The sequence below is a fragment of the Stutzerimonas stutzeri RCH2 genome (assembly GCF_000327065.1).
GTDB lineage: Bacteria > Pseudomonadota > Gammaproteobacteria > Pseudomonadales > Pseudomonadaceae > Stutzerimonas > Stutzerimonas stutzeri_AE.
Window position 1 is genome coordinate 2,838,901 of sequence record NC_019936.1, and the last position, 14,474, is coordinate 2,853,374.

Annotated in this window: 10 protein-coding genes and 1 pseudogene; 4 read left to right on the top strand and 7 right to left on the bottom strand. The window is 63.0% G+C overall.

Features of this window, described 5'->3' with window-relative positions; genetic code table 11:
• Positions 1-336 precede the first annotated feature (336 nt).
• A complete protein-coding gene (locus PSEST_RS12955) occupies positions 337-2,367 on the top strand; it encodes a S9 family peptidase (RefSeq protein WP_015277426.1) in 2,031 nt (676 codons plus the stop codon).
• Positions 2,368-2,453: 86 nt separating this feature from the next.
• A complete protein-coding gene (locus PSEST_RS12960) occupies positions 2,454-2,813 on the top strand; it encodes a YgaP-like transmembrane domain (protein WP_015277427.1) in 360 nt (119 codons plus the stop codon).
• A gap of 183 nt (positions 2,814-2,996) precedes the next feature.
• Here PSEST_RS12960 and acs read toward each other — a convergent pair whose 3' ends face one another.
• From acs to PSEST_RS12975, 3 genes and pseudogenes are all read right to left on the bottom strand, one after another.
• Complete coding sequence (gene acs / locus PSEST_RS12965) at positions 2,997-4,952, bottom strand: acetate--CoA ligase (RefSeq protein WP_015277428.1); 1,956 nt, start codon at positions 4,950-4,952, stop codon at positions 2,997-2,999.
• A 568-nt stretch (positions 4,953-5,520) separates the two neighbouring features.
• A pseudogene (locus PSEST_RS12970) lies at positions 5,521-6,519 on the bottom strand (TRAP transporter substrate-binding protein).
• Positions 6,520-6,664: 145 nt separating this feature from the next.
• A complete protein-coding gene (locus tag PSEST_RS12975) occupies positions 6,665-7,564 on the bottom strand; it encodes a LysR family transcriptional regulator (protein WP_015277429.1) in 900 nt (299 codons plus the stop codon).
• Positions 7,565-7,740: 176 nt separating this feature from the next.
• Between PSEST_RS12975 and PSEST_RS12980 the strand changes: the two genes are divergently transcribed.
• Both PSEST_RS12980 and PSEST_RS12985 read left to right on the top strand, forming a co-directional pair.
• Positions 7,741-8,943 (top strand): CaiB/BaiF CoA transferase family protein, encoded by a 1,203-nt coding sequence (locus PSEST_RS12980; protein ID WP_015277430.1) that lies wholly within the window; start codon positions 7,741-7,743, stop codon positions 8,941-8,943.
• A 200-nt stretch (positions 8,944-9,143) separates the two neighbouring features.
• On the top strand, positions 9,144-10,079 hold the full coding sequence (locus tag PSEST_RS12985) for a hydroxymethylglutaryl-CoA lyase (RefSeq protein ID WP_015277431.1): 936 nt from the start codon (positions 9,144-9,146) through the stop codon (positions 10,077-10,079).
• A gap of 227 nt (positions 10,080-10,306) precedes the next feature.
• On the opposite strand, the gene PSEST_RS22140 is transcribed toward PSEST_RS12985, so the two are convergent.
• From PSEST_RS22140 to PSEST_RS13000, 4 genes are all read right to left on the bottom strand, one after another.
• Positions 10,307-11,185 carry a hypothetical protein gene (locus PSEST_RS22140; protein WP_015277432.1) on the bottom strand — a complete coding sequence of 293 codons (879 nt, stop codon included), beginning with the start codon at positions 11,183-11,185 and terminating at the stop codon, positions 10,307-10,309.
• A 366-nt stretch (positions 11,186-11,551) separates the two neighbouring features.
• Complete coding sequence (locus tag PSEST_RS12990) at positions 11,552-12,442, bottom strand: alpha/beta fold hydrolase (RefSeq protein WP_015277433.1); 891 nt, start codon at positions 12,440-12,442, stop codon at positions 11,552-11,554.
• Between the two features lie 153 nt (positions 12,443-12,595).
• Positions 12,596-13,585, bottom strand: coding sequence for a TRAP transporter substrate-binding protein (locus PSEST_RS12995; protein WP_015277434.1), 990 nt, complete (start codon positions 13,583-13,585; stop codon positions 12,596-12,598).
• A 54-nt stretch (positions 13,586-13,639) separates the two neighbouring features.
• Complete coding sequence (locus PSEST_RS13000; protein WP_015277435.1) at positions 13,640-14,467, bottom strand: HpcH/HpaI aldolase/citrate lyase family protein; 828 nt, start codon at positions 14,465-14,467, stop codon at positions 13,640-13,642.
• Positions 14,468-14,474: the final 7 nt, after the last annotated feature.

Sequence of the window (14,474 nt, forward strand, 5' to 3'; positions counted from 1 at the left end):
TGACCGGCGCCTGCTCTGGCAAACGCTCGATTCATACGCCCGTTTGATTTGGGTCGGCACACCTTCGGGGAAAAGCTCCGCATTGTCAATCAGCTGGTTTGCCTAACCGAAAGCCACCTGCAAGCGAACATTTCACGACCGCCGGGTCATCATCGACCGCAGCCATCCTGGCGCATTCACTACATCGATGATCGCCACCTCGGGCTGACCGAACGGCTGAAACCGCACCGTACCCACCGAGTCAATCCTAGACCTAGCCGAGCAGGTACACTGGCGCATCTCGCTCTATGCCACCACCGGCCCTCCCAGGCCGCGAAACGAATCCGGAGTTACTGCATGTCCAACGCCCCCATCGCCCGCGCCGACACCGGCACCGATCCCTATCGCTGGCTGGAGAATCGCGACGCCGATGATGTGCTGGCGTACCTCAAGGCAGAGAATGCCTACCTCGAGGAACAGCTCGCCGACCAGGCCGCACTGCGCGAGACGCTGTTCCAGGAAATCAAGGGCCGCATCCGCGAAACCGACCTTTCCCTGCCGTCGCCTTGGGGACCATGGCTGTATTACCAGCGCACCACCGCTGGCGACGAGTACCCGCGGCACTATCGCTGCCCGCGCCCGCTGGACGGTTCGCTCACCGTAAATGAGAACGCCGAACAACTGCTGCTCGACCCCAACGAGCTGGCCGAAGGCGGTTTCCTTTCGCTCGGCGCCTTCAGCATCAGCCAGGACCACGCCAAGCTCGCCTACAGCCTGGACCGCGAAGGCGATGAGATCTACCGCCTGTTCGTCAAGGACCTGGCCAGTGGCGACGTGACCGCCCTGCCCTTCGATGACTGCGACGGCAGCATGACCTGGGCCAACGACAGCCAGACGCTGTTCTACGGTGAACTGGACGACACCCACCGCCCGCACAAGATCCACCGCCATCGCCTCGGAGAAACCGGCAGCAGCGAGGTTTATCACGATCCGGATGGACGCTTCTTCGTGCACTGCTATCGCGCCAGCTCCGAGCGGCAGCTGGTCATCCTCTCCCACAGCAAGACCACCAGCGAAGCCTGGGTGCTCTCGGCAGACGAGCCGGAAGGTCAATGGACGTGCTTAGCGCCACGCCAGGAAGACCACGAGTACTTTCCCGATCATGGCCTCCACGAAGGCCAATGGGGCTGGCTAATCCGCAGCAACCAGGCGGGCATCAATTTCGCCCTCTATCACGCCAGCGAGGCCCAGCCGGGCCGCGAGCACTGGCAGGAGCTGGTCCCGCATGACGAAGCGGTAATGCTGGAAGAGGTCAGCCTGAACGCCGAGGCGATCACCCTGACCCTGCGCGAAAGCGGCCTGCCGGTGATCGAGGTGCGGCCGCAGGGCGTGCAGCCCTATCGTCTGCAGCTGCCCGATGCGGCCTACAGCCTGCACGTACAGAATTCGCTGGAGTTCACCAGCACGGTGATCCGCCTGCGCTATGAAGCGCTCAACCGCCCGGCACAAATCCGTCAGCTGACGCTGGCCGACGGTGCGCAGGAAGTGCTCAAGGAAACCCCGGTGGAAGGCCCCTTCGATGCGGACGCCTATGAAAGTCGCCGCATCTGGGCCACCGCGCAGGACGGCACGCAGATCCCCATCAGCCTGGTCGGCCGGCGTGACAGCTTTGGCAAGCCGGCACCGCTTTATCTTTACGGTTACGGCGCCTACGGCCACAGCCTCGATCCGTGGTTCTCCCATGCGCGCCTGTCGCTGCTCGACCGCGGTTTCGTCTTCGCCATCGCCCATGTGCGTGGCGGTGGCGATCTCGGCGAAGCCTGGTATCGCGCCGGCAAGCTGGAACACAAGCCGAACACCTTCAGCGACTTCATCGCCTGCGCCGAGCAGCTGCTGGCCGACGGCTACACCACCTCGCCGCGCCTGGCCATCAGCGGCGGCAGCGCCGGCGGCCTGCTGATCGGCGCGGTGCTGAACATGCGCCCGGAGCTGTTCGGCGCGGCCGTCGCCGAGGTGCCCTTCGTCGATGTACTGAACACCATGCTCAACGCCGACCTGCCGCTGACCGTGACCGAGTACGACGAATGGGGCGATCCGAATCAGCCGGAGGTGCATGAGCGGATCAAGGCCTACGCGCCCTACGAAAACATCCGCGCCCAGGCCTACCCCGCGCTGCTCGCAGTGGCCGGCTACAACGACAGTCGTGTGCAGTACTGGGAAGCGGCCAAATGGGTCGCCAAGCTGCGCGCCACCCGCACCGACGACAATCTGCTGCTGCTCAAGACCGAGTTCGGCGCGGGACACGGTGGCATGAGCGGTCGCTACCAGGCGCTCAAGGACGTGGCATTGGAGTACGCCTTCGTGCTCAAGGTGTTTGGCATGGCCTGATCGGCCTCATGCCCGCCGACCTGCGGTGCCGAACAGCCGGCGCCGGCGACAGTCATTCATTAAGAATGTCTTCGTCGGAGCCACCCATGAACAACTCTTCCAAGCACCTCGAACAGAACGTCCACGGCTGGGAACGCGCGATGTCCCTGGCCGGCGGCCTCTATTTTCTTGCCAAGGGCTTGCGCCGCGGTGGCCTCGGCGGCCTGCTGCAGCTGGGCATCGGTGGCATGGCCGTAGCCCGCGGCGTGACCGGTCATTGCGAAGCCAAGCGCGTGTTCAATGAAGTCAATGAACAGGCCGGCATGGCCGAAGGGCGCTCGCACCAGATGCCCTTCGAGCGGTACGCCGCGAACGAGGAGCAGTTGCGGGCCAATGCGGCGGCCGCCACCAACGGCACCACAGTCACCGGCAACGATGACCTGAAAAGCCCACCTGCCGGCGTCTAAGCGTTTTGCCCGGTTGATTGTGGGGAACGGCCTGGTCCGCGAATGAGGCCGGCACGGCGGCCCGGTCAGGTTGCGGGAGCCTGGTAGCCATAGAGCCAAACCATTGCCGCCTGGCATGGGCTGCACTGGATACGCCCAAAGCTCTGGCGGCCCTTTGGCCGCCCTCGCCGGCCGCCCTCGATTTCAGCGCTGCTTCACCGCTTCATGGGCCTCGATCAGCTGATCCACCACGCCCGGATCGGCCAGGGTCGAGGTGTCGCCCAGCGCGTCATAGTCGTCCGTGGCGATCTTGCGCAGCAGGCGACGCATGATCTTGCCCGAGCGCGTCTTCGGCAGTCCGGGCGCCCACTGGATCGTGTCCGGCACCGCGATCGGACCGATCTCGTGCCGCACCCACTGCTGCAGCTCCTGGCGCAGCGTGTCGCTCGGCTCCACTCCGGCGACCAGGGTCACGTAAACGTAGATCGCCTGACCCTTGAGCGCGTGCGGCACACCCACCGCGGCGGCCTCGGCAACCTTGGCATGGGCAACCATGGCGCTCTCGATCTCGGCGGTGCCCATGCGGTGCCCGGAAACGTTGAGCACATCGTCTACCCGCCCGGTAATCCAGTAATAGCCGTCCTCATCACGCCGCGCGCCGTCACCGGTGAAGTACATGCCACGAAAGGTCTTGAAGTAGGTGTCGACGAAGCGATCGTGATCGCGGTAGATGGTGCGCATCTGCCCTGGCCAGGAATCAAGAATCACTAGATTGCCCTCTGCTGGGCCCTCCAGCAGGTTGCCCAGGTTGTCGACCAGCCCCGGCACCACACCGAACAGCGGGCGCGTCGCCGAACCGGGCTTGAGCGCGGTCGCCCCCGGCAACGGGCTGATCAGGATGCCGCCGGTTTCGGTCTGCCACCAGGTATCGACGATTGGGCAGCGCGATCGACCGACCGTCTCGTAGTACCAGTGCCATGCCTCGGGATTGATCGGCTCGCCCACCGTGCCCAGCAGGCGCAGGCTGGAGCCATCGGCACCCTCCATGGCCGCCGCACCTTCAGCCATCATCGCGCGGATCGCCGTCGGCGCGGTGTAGAGGATGTTGACCCGGTGCTTGTCGATGATCCTGGCGATGCGGGTGACGTCCGGATAGTTCGGCACGCCTTCGTACATCAGGGTCGTCGCACCGTTGGCCAGTGGGCCGTAGATCAGATAGCTATGACCGGTGATCCAGCCGATATCGGCGGTGCACCAATAAACATCGCCGGGGCGGTAATCGAATACCCGCTCGTGGGTCAGCGCGGCATACAGCAGATAACCGCCACAGGTGTGCAACACGCCTTTCGGCTTTCCGGTTGAGCCGGAGGTGTAGAGGATGAACAGCGGCTCCTCGGCGCCCATTTCCTTCGGCGCGCAAACCTCGCCGGCGACCCGCATCAGGTCGTCATAGCAGACGTCGCGGTGCGGGTGCCAGCGGATGTCGGCACCGGTGCGGCGCACGACGATAATCTTCTGCACGCAACGCGTCTGCGGGTGGGTCAGCGCCTCGTCGACGTTCTCCTTCAGGGGGATCGGCTTGCCGCCACGAATGCCTTCGTCCGCGGTGATCACCACCTTCGACTGACCATCGATGATGCGCCCGGCTAGAGCCTCGGGCGAGAAACCACCGAATACCACCGAATGGATCGCACCGATGCGCGCGCAGGCCAGCATCGCCACCGCGGCTTCGGGGATCATCGGCATGTAGATGGTCACCACGTCGCCGCGATGTACGTCCTGGCCACGCAGCGCGTTGGCGAACTTGCAGACCTCCTGATACAGCTCGCGATAGGTGATTTCACGATGCTCGGACGGCTCATCACCCTCCCAGATAATCGCCACCTGATCGCCGCGTTCCGCGAGGTGCCTGTCCAGACAGTTGGCCGAGACGTTCAGCGTGCCGTCGGCAAACCACTTGATGTCGACGTGATGGTCATCGAACGAGGTGCGTTTGACCTCCGTGAAGGGCCGTATCCAGTTCAGCCGTGCCGCCTGCTCGCGCCAGAATCCTTCAGGGTTGATCACCGACTGCTGATACATGGCCCGATATGCGGCCTCGTCGGTCAGGGAATGCTTTGCAGCCTCAGGGGACACGGGATACACGGACGCAGCGCACATGGCAGTCACCTCGGGTTGTCTGGTTATTTTCCGCTCGCAGCCTTGTCTCGCAGGCGAATCCTTACCACCCGATCGATCCACGTTTCCCGTGCGGATCGCCAACCACGCGCCTGTCAGACGTCTGCTTCAGCCGATGCCAATACCGCTGTGGCCACCACTGGCGACCACCTTCCAAGCATAGACACTGATTTGCGGCCATTTGCCCACGGTGGCTGTCTCAATTCGTAACAGCCATCGCCGGGCGCCATCGTGCCCGTGCCACGCAATCCACTATCTCGCCAACCGCAGCGCCCCTGGTGCATCACCTTCTAGCCGAAAATAATTCGGGCAATACATGCGCTCATCCTGGTGCTGCGCTTCGAACACACCGGCCTGGCCCTGCCGCGCTTGCCGATCCGCTGCCTCGCTGAATCACGGGCAAAAAAAAAGCGGCCTCAAGGGCCGCTCGTTCAACCATCCGGTTGGAATACACACTTGTCCGATCACGCAGATAGACGCCGCCATTCTGTGCAGCCAGCGCCGCGGCCGAAACTGCACATTGGTCTAACAGACCATTGGCGGGCTTGCCTCAGGACGCGTCGTTGGCTGCCTGGGCCGCCTCGATCAGCTCCTTGCCGATATCGGCTTCGAACTTCTTCCACGCTGGCTGCACCGCCTCGCGCCAGCGGGCACGCTGCTCGTCGGTCAGCACCAAGATCTCGCTTTTGCCCGAGTCGATGACGCCCTGCCTGGCCTTCTCGTTCAGCGCCTCGGCCTGGCGGTTCACCTCTGCGGTGACCTCATCGATGATCGTCTCCAGTTCGCTGCGCACCTCCGCCGGCAGGCCGCTCCAGAACCTGGTATTGGTGATCAGCAGGTAGTTGCCGATGCCGTGGCCGGACTCGGTTATGTACTTCTGCACCTCGTGGTACTTCTGGCTGTAGATGTTCGACCAGGGGTTGTCCTAGGCATTGACCACCCCGGTTTGCAGGCCCTGGTAGATCTCGGCGAAGGCCATCTTGCGCGGCACCGCCCGCAGCGCGGTGTACTGGGCGGCCTGCAGGTCCGAGGGCTGTACGCGGAATTTCAGCCCGCGGGCGTCGGCCGGCTCGCGCAGCGGCTTGTTGGCGGTGAAGTGGCGCATGCCGTTGAGCCAGTAGGCCAGGCCGGTGATGCCCTTGTCCTCCATGGATTTGAGCATGGCGCGCCCCTTGTCCGACTGCTGGAAGCGCTGCGCCGCGGCCATGTCGTCGAACAGGAACATCAGGTCGAACAGCTGCAGCTGCTTGGTGTACTGCTCGAGCTTCGACGGTGCCGGCGCCAGCAGCTGCACCTCGTTCATCAGCAGTGCCTCCATCTCCTTGCCGTCGCCGTACAGCGAGGAGTTGGCGAACACCTGCACTTCCACCTGGCCGGGCAGGCGCTCTTCCACGAGCTTCTTGAACATCAGCGCGCCCTGGCCCTTCGGCGTGCTGTCGGCGGTGATATGGGAGAACTTGATCAGGATCGGATCGGCCTGGGCGCCGAGGACGCTAAACAGCGCCGAAGCGGCGAGCAGACGGGTGATGCCACGGGTGAGTCGTGCCATGGAGAGCTCCGTTTTGTAGTTGTGTGAGCCATGCAGCTGATCCGACTCTACCCCGCCGCCCCCTCGGGCTGAATTGCTAATTGGCCAAGCGCGACTTCGCGTTTGGCGAAGGGCGTCACGCGATCGCGCCGCCGAACGGCTTCGTTCAGGCCTCGCCTTCGCGAAGCGTGAGGTGTTCGAGCATCTGCCGGGCGGTCACCGACAGGCTTTCCAGATTGCGCACGCCGAGCTTCAGCTCGCGTCGCGCCCAGGCATCGGTCAGCGGCACGATGGCTACGTCCAGCGCCGGCAGGTAGTTGCGCACCACCTGCTCGGGCAGCACACCGATGCCCATGCCGGTGTGAATCATTCGACAGATCGCCTCGAAGCTGCGCACCTGAATGCGCAGACGCAGCGGCGTACCCATCTGTTGCGCCGATTGCTGCAGCAGGGCGTGCAGCGAGGCATCCTGCTGCAGGCCAATGAAATCGAAGCCTGCCGCCTCGCGCAGTGCAATGCATTCGCGGCCGGCCAGCGGATGCTCGCGTGGCGTGACCAGCACCAGCCGATCCTCGCGGTAGGGAAACACCTGCAGGTCCTCGGCCGGCATATGCCCGGCGAAGATGCCGATATCGGTCAGCCCCTCGCGCAGTGCGCGCAGGGTGTCGCTGCTGACGCGCTCCTCCAGGTCGATCTTCACCTCCGGGTGCTGGCGGGTGAAAGTACTCAGGTCCTCGGGCAGGAATTCGATCACCGCCGAGGTATTGGCGTGGATGCGCACATGGCCCTTTACGCCCTGGCTGAATTCGCTGAGATCGGCGTCCAGCTGTTGCAGGTTATCCAGCAGGTTGCGCGCGTGGTGCAGCAGTGCGTGCCCCGCCGGCGTCAGCTCGACACCCTTGGGCTGGCGGTAGAGCAGGCTGACGCCGAGCTGCCCTTCCAGATCGCTGACGCGCTTGCTCACCGCCGCCAGCGCCAGATGCTCGCGCTCGGCGGCGCGGGTCAGACTGCGCTCGTCGGCGATGGCGACGAACAGGCGAAGGGTGACGAAATCGATGCGGCGCATAGTGGATTCCCGTATTCGCGGTAGACGAAGCATGCTCTGCTCAATCCGTGCTTTTCAAAGCTCCTTTCGTCTTAGCCTTCGTGAGACGCGAAACCTCACTTGGCCAACGGCCAATTGTCCGCTGGCCATGCGTCGGTCATGCTCGGCACCATGAATCAACCGGCACAGGTGTCGTGATGAGCGAACAGACAGACAAGAACCTGCCGCTGCAGGGCCTCAAGGTGATCGAGATGGGTCAGCTGATCGCCGGCCCTTTCGCCAGCAAGCTGCTCGGCGAATTCGGCGCCGATGTGATCAAGATCGAGCCGCCCAAGGTCGGCGACCCGTTGCGCAAGTGGCGCAAGCTCAAGGACGGCACCTCGCTCTGGTGGCATGTGCAGTCGCGCAACAAGCGCTCGGTGACGCTGGATCTCAAGGCCGCGGAAGGCCAGGCAATCGTCCGCCAGCTGGTGGCCGAAGCCGACATCCTGGTGGAGAACTTCCGCCCTGGCACGCTGGAAGAATGGGGCCTGGGCTGGGATGAGCTGTCGAAGCTGAACCCTCGGCTGATCATGCTGCGCATTTCCGGCTACGGACAGACCGGCCCCTATCGCGACCTGCCGGGCTTCGGCGTGATCGGCGAAGCTATGGGTGGCCTGCGCCACCTGTCCGGCTATCCGGGCCAGCCGCCGGTGCGGGTCGGCGTCAGCATCGGCGATTCGCTGTCCTCGCTGTATGGGGTGATCGGTGTATTGCTCGCCCTGCAGGAGCGCAACCGTAGCGGCCAGGGGCAGGAGATCGACGTGGCGCTGTACGAGTCGGTGTTCGCCATGATGGAAAGCCTCGTGCCCGAATACGACGCCTTCGGCTACGTACGCGAGCCGGCTGGCAGCGCCCTGCCCGGCATCACCCCGTCCAACTCCTACCCGTGCAATGACGGCGCCTACGTGCTGATCGCCGGCAATGGCGACAGCATCTACAAGCGCCTGATGACCCTGATGGGCCGCCAGGACCTCGCCGATGACCCGCGCTTCGCCCACAACGACGGCCGCGCCCAGCACGCCGAGCTGATCGATGCCGCCATTGGCGAATGGACCATCCAGCACGGCCGCGACGAGGTGATCGAAGCACTCAAGGGCGCCCGCGTGCCGGCCGGCTATCCCTATACCGCCGCCGATATCGTCAAGGACCCGCACTACCTGGCGCGGCAGATGATCGAGCAGGTGCAGACCTTCGCCGGCCCGCTCAAGGTACCGGGCGTGCTGCCCAAGCTGTCGCGCACGCCGGGACGCATCGGCGAAGGCGGCCCACAACTGGGCGAACACACCGACGACGTACTGGCCGGCCTTGGCCTCACCGATGAACAACGCCAGGGCCTGCGCGAGCGCGGGATCATCTGACACTGCCCATTGGATGGATGGCGTTTTTTTCATCCGCCACCACCTCCGCAACGGTGGATGGGTGGAGCGTCATCCACCCTACGAACTATGGCCACACGTAGGGTGGACAACGCGAAGCTTGTCCACCAGCCAGCAAGCCACGACGGTGGTTGGGTAAAGCGTCATCCACCCTACGCCCAGGCACAACCGACAGGATTCCCATGAACAAACGCCTGTATATCCAGGAAGTCGCCACCCGCGACGGCTTCCAGATCGAAGCGGACTTCGTGCCGACCGAAGCCAAGATCGCCCTGATCGACCGCCTCTCGCAAACCGGGCTGGCGAAGATCGAGGTCACCTCCTTCACCTCGCCCAAGGCCATTCCCAACCTGCGCGACGCCGAGGACGTGATGCGCGGCATCCGCCGTGTGGAGGGCGTCGAGTACACCGTGCTGGTGCCCAACGTGAAGGGCTGCGAGCGCGCGCTGGCCTGCGAGGTGGACGAGATCAACCTGGTGATGTCGGCCAGCGATACCCACGGCCTGGCCAACCTGCGCATGACGCCCGAACAGTCGCTGGTGCAGTTCCGCGAAATCATAGAGGTCACTCGCGGCAGTGGCGTGTTCATCAACGCCTCGCTATCGACCACCTTCGGCTGCCCCTTCGAGGGCGACGTGCCCGAGCGGCGCATCTATGAGCTGGTGCAACGCCTGCTGGAGATCGGCGTGCAGGGCATCACCCTCTGCGACACCACCGGCATGGCCGACCCGGCGCAGGTCGAACGCATCTGCCACGAAGTGCTGAACAGCTGGCCGCAGGCAGTATTCACCGCACACTTCCACAACACCCGCGGCATGGGCCTGGCCAACGCGCTGGCAGCGCTGAACGCCGGCATCGACCGCTTCGATGCCTCTCTCGGCGGACTCGGCGGCTGCCCCTACGCACCCGGGGCCAGCGGCAATATCTGCACCGAAGATCTCGTGCATATGTTCCAGCGCATGGGCCTGAACACCGGCGTCGATCTCGACCGCCTGCTGCAATGCGCCGCCGACCTGCCCCAACTGGTCGGCCACGACGTGCCGGGCGCGGTACTCAAGGCCGGCAAGGCCGATCGCCGTTACCCGAAACCGAAGTGGATGCAGGAAGCCGGCGTTTGACCGCGTGCGGAGCGCCTGTTGGACGGTGTGGCGCCATGAGCGGTGGCCCAGCGGCGACTGGCACAACGCAAAGCCCGCCTTACGGCGGGAATGAGCAATGAGGTGTGACCGGTGCTTGTGGTGAGAGGCGAGACTGCCGGAACAAACGCATCCTGCTGCGGAACGATTGGTTAAGGGGCGGGCTCTAGCCCGTCCCAGTGAGCGAAGCGAACGGTTTGAACCAGTTGTTATATTTTTTCTACTGAAATTTCAGGGAAAATTTTTGCCTGTTCTTCAGAACCTACTGCGTGATAGCTCAATGCCTGGCCATCACCTGAATCTTTTGCGATGAGCTTAATATGGAATAGATAATCATCTCCTTGTCGAGAGACTGAAGCTATTTGTACACCGCATAGGCGTAGCTTTGATCTGCTTTCAGGTCTGAAGCAGGTGTTGTAGCCTCCTTTCTTTGCTACCGATGGATAACACCATGCATCATGAAACTCTGGTGGTAGATCAAAGTAGTCTTTTGCTATGGACTCTGATATTCGATAAAGATATTCCGTACCTGAGCCCACATCTCTAATGAATTCATGGCGCAGAAAGTCTTGGATCATTCGAGACTTTAGAATCTCTTCTTTTGATAGCCCATCATGTAGCGCCGGGGTTCCAATGATCGTTACATTTACCTGTTCTATCGCTTCGTACACTATTAGTGAAAATAGTTGGTTGTCCTTGGCTTTCATTTCCTCCACTGCAATATGTGGATGCATTGGGGATGTATAAAGCAGAGGTTCTTTTTCTTTATTTAAGCGACCGACCTTAACGATACTGGCAGGCGGCTCCCAGCAGTCGCATATTTTGCTCATTGATCTTAACGGTAGATTTCTATCATCTTCATCTATCGCTCTGACCCTGTAGAAACGCGTTCCTGCAGGATAACTTCCAGAGCCTGGCGTTAATACTGAAATATTTCCATGCAGTGTATTAAATGTGATTACTTTTGATATTTCATTCTGGACTTCTTGATAGCTTAATTTTTTGAAGTCGAGGTCTCTAAAGTTGCATATTTTTTCATGCAGGTCAGACAAGTCTACATGCTTTAAAAAATCTTGAATGGGAACCATAATGCCTCAAGAAATATAACTATAACTAGATACCAAGTGGTGTATAAGACGCCGAACGGGCTTGGTGTATAACACTCCATTCGCCGTTGTCTCCACCCTCTAGCTCGGGCCTCTCAGGGACGCCGGGTGTTTATACACCAGCTCCGGGAAGCATGTAATTGATGTGATCAAACCTTGCCTCGCCTGCGACCTTCCGCAAACGCTCCTCCATTGCCGTGTCGATAAGGCTTCGAGATTCCATGCCGTGTAGCGCCGCAAAAAAAACTGGCAAGCACAAGCGGCAGGCCTAGCAGAGCTCTAAAAAAACCAACCACTGCAGGCCGGAAAACCGTTAGGTCTCGCCGCCCGCAGCATGTAGCTACGGGCTCAGTCCCCCTGACAGAACCGCAGAATCGCCTCGGCCACCGCCTGCGGCGCTTCGCGCTGGGGGAAATGGCCCACGCCTGGCAACAGCTGACGGTGGTATGGGCCGCTGAACAAGGTCTCACGCCCGGCCGAGGTTTCCGGTGCGTTGCAGGTATCGGCCTCGCCGTGCAGCACCAGCGTCGGTACGGCGAGCACCGGGGCCGGTTGCAGCAGCGCCTCGTCCGATGCATAGGCAGGATCGCCGTCGACGAAGCCCCAGCGGTTGCGGTAGGAGTGCAGAACCACGGCAGCCCAGTCCGGGTTGTCGAACGCCTCCAGCGCCTGGACGAAATCCGCCTCGGCGTACCAGCCGGCCGGTGACCAGGTATCCCACAGCAGCCGCGTGAAGGCCGCGCGATCCTCGATTACCGTCTGCTCGCCGCGCGGGGTGGCCATGTACCAGTGGTACCAGTAGTTACGCGCCTGGCTGAGCGAGATGTGCTGGTTCGGGTCATTGGTGCCGTAACCCACCGCGAGCAGTACCAGCCGTGCGGCGGCGTGATGGCGCAGCCCGCAGGCGTTGGCCACGGCGCGAGCGCCCCAGTCGTGGCCGACCAACACCGGCTGGTCGAGGCGCAATGCGTCGATGAAATCCAGCAGGTCACGCCCCAGCGCGGCGAGCTGGCCGCTGCGTGGGGTCAGCGGATCAGTGAAGCGTGTCTGGCCGAAGCCGCGCAGTGTCGGGCACAGTACGCGATAGCCAGCCGCGGCCAGTCGCTCGGCGACGGCTATCCAGCCTTCGGGGCAATCCGGCCAGCCATGCAAGAGCACGGCGACCTGTTGGCCACGGGGATTCCATTCGAGATAAGCGATATCCAGCACCGGCGTGCTGACAAAGGCATAACGACTCATGCCGGCGTCTCCTTACGTTGGTCGAGCGGCCAGCATAAGCGTTCGTCTGGGTAAAAAAAGCAGGCCCGTCTCATCTGCACGGGCGTCGCATGGTTGATCGAGAGGAACCTGGGCGAGATCACATTAGGCCCCGCCCAGGCGAGTGAATTGGTGTCAGGAGCGATTGGCTGCCTGTGCCGCCTCAATCAGCTCGGCGCCGATCTCGTTCTCGAACTTCTTCCACACCGGTTTCATCGCCTCGCGCCACTGGGCGCGTTGCTCGGGGGTCAGCTCGATGATTTCGGTCTTGCCGGAGGCGGCGATGGCCTGGCGCGCCTGCTGGTTGAGGTCGTCGGCCTGGCGGTTCACCTCGGCGGTGACCTCTTCCATGATCGTTTCCAGCTCGCCGCGCAGGTCTTCCGGCAGGCCGTTCCAGAACTTGGTGTTGGTGATCACCATGTAGTCGATCAGGCCGTGGTCGGAGGCGGTCATGTAAGGCTGGACCTCGTGCACCTTCTGGCTTTCGTAGTTCGACCAGGTGTTCTCGGTGCCATTGACCACGCCGGTCTGCAAGCCCTGGTAGACCTCGGCGAAGCTCATCTTGCGCGGGTTTGCGCGCACCGCCTTGAACTGCTCGTCGAGCACCGCCGAAGCCTGCACGCGGAACTTCAGCCCGCGCGCATCCTTCGGCTCGCGCAGCGGCTTGTTCGCCGAGAGCTGCTTCATGCCGTTGTGCCAGTAGGCCAGGCCGGTGATGTTCTTGTCCTCCATCGCGCGCAGCAGCGCCTTGCCCTGCGGGCCGCTCTGGAAACGATCGGCAGCCGCCAGGTCATCGAACAGGAACGGCAGGTCATAGATCTGAATGGCCTTGGCGTAATGCTCGAACTTGGCCAGAGACGGCGCCAGCATGTGCACGTCACCGAGCAGCAGGGCCTCCATTTCCTTGCCGTCGCCGAACAGCGAGGAGTTCGGGTAGACCTCGACCTTCACCTTGCCCGGCAGGCGTTCCTCGGCGAGTTTCTTGAACAGCAGGGCGCCCTGCCCCTTCGGTGTGTTGTCCGCCACCACGTGGGCGAATTTGATGGTCACGGGGTCGGCATGCACCAGCCCGGCGATGGAGAAAGAAAGCGCGCAGGCGAGTGCCTTGAGCTTGTTACTCAGCATGGAAGTACCCTCTTGTTTTTGTCGATTGGTACGTTTCGCAGGCAAGCGTTGCGGTCAGGGCACCGCTTGCCCGGCACGTTGCAGCAGGCGACGGGCACGGCCGATGACGGGGGCGTCGACCATCTGTCCGTCCACCACGAAAACCCCATCGCCGGAAGCTCCGGCGGCGAGGATGCGTTGCGCCCAGTCCAGTTCCGCGGCACTGGGCATCAGGGTTTCGTGCACCACGGCCACCTGGCTCGGATGGATGCACAGCAGGCCGCCAAAGCCCATGTCACGCGCGTCGGCAGCGGCACGGGTGAGGCCATCGAGGTTCTTGATGTCGGGGAAAACGCTGTCCAGCGGTGCTGCCAGCCCGGCCAATCGCGACTGCAGCAGCAGCGCATAGCGCGCCTGGTCGAGCATGCGCTCGGCGCCGGCGGTGCCATTGGCCAGGCCGAGATCGAGGCCCAGGTCGAGCGCGCCGAAGGACAGCCGCTCGACACCCTGGGCGTGGGCAATTTCCGCCAGGTTGGCCAGCCCGCGGGCGCTTTCGACGATTGGCCAGACCGGCTTGCCGCAACTGGCCGCCAGCGCAACCTGCACCGCGCTTTCGACCTTCGGCAGCAGCACACCGACGACGCCGGCATGACGGGCACAAAGCGCCAGGTCCGCGGCCTGCTCGGCGTGGGTTGGCGCGTTGATACGCACCAACAGGCGGGCGTCCGGGTTGGCAGCGAGGAAGGCATCGAGGTTGCCCCGCGCCTCCGCCTTAAGGTTCTCCGCGACCGCATCCTCAAGGTCGACGATGACCGCGTCGGCGCCGCTCGCCAGTGCTTTGGGAATGCGCTCCGGGCGGGTCGCCGGAACGAACAGCGCGCTACGGATGATCGATGAGTTCATGGGCTGG

What these genes read in the sequence shown, in the direction of transcription:
- PSEST_RS12990 (WP_015277433.1), bottom strand. Translation starts at nt 12,442, where the DNA reads ATGAGTCGTTATGCCTTTGTCAGCACGCCGGTGCTGGATATCGCTTAT.
- PSEST_RS12960 (WP_015277427.1), top strand. Translation starts at nt 2,454, where the DNA reads ATGAACAACTCTTCCAAGCACCTCGAACAGAACGTCCACGGCTGGGAA.
- PSEST_RS12995 (WP_015277434.1), bottom strand. Translation starts at nt 13,585, where the DNA reads ATGCTGAGTAACAAGCTCAAGGCACTCGCCTGCGCGCTTTCTTTCTCC.
- PSEST_RS13000 (WP_015277435.1), bottom strand. Translation starts at nt 14,467, where the DNA reads ATGAACTCATCGATCATCCGTAGCGCGCTGTTCGTTCCGGCGACCCGC.
- PSEST_RS12975 (WP_015277429.1), bottom strand. Translation starts at nt 7,564, where the DNA reads ATGCGCCGCATCGATTTCGTCACCCTTCGCCTGTTCGTCGCCATCGCC.
- PSEST_RS12980 (WP_015277430.1), top strand. Translation starts at nt 7,741, where the DNA reads ATGAGCGAACAGACAGACAAGAACCTGCCGCTGCAGGGCCTCAAGGTG.
- PSEST_RS12985 (WP_015277431.1), top strand. Translation starts at nt 9,144, where the DNA reads ATGAACAAACGCCTGTATATCCAGGAAGTCGCCACCCGCGACGGCTTC.
- PSEST_RS12955 (WP_015277426.1), top strand. Translation starts at nt 337, where the DNA reads ATGTCCAACGCCCCCATCGCCCGCGCCGACACCGGCACCGATCCCTAT.
- acs (WP_015277428.1), bottom strand. Translation starts at nt 4,952, where the DNA reads ATGTGCGCTGCGTCCGTGTATCCCGTGTCCCCTGAGGCTGCAAAGCAT.
- PSEST_RS22140 (WP_015277432.1), bottom strand. Translation starts at nt 11,185, where the DNA reads ATGGTTCCCATTCAAGATTTTTTAAAGCATGTAGACTTGTCTGACCTG.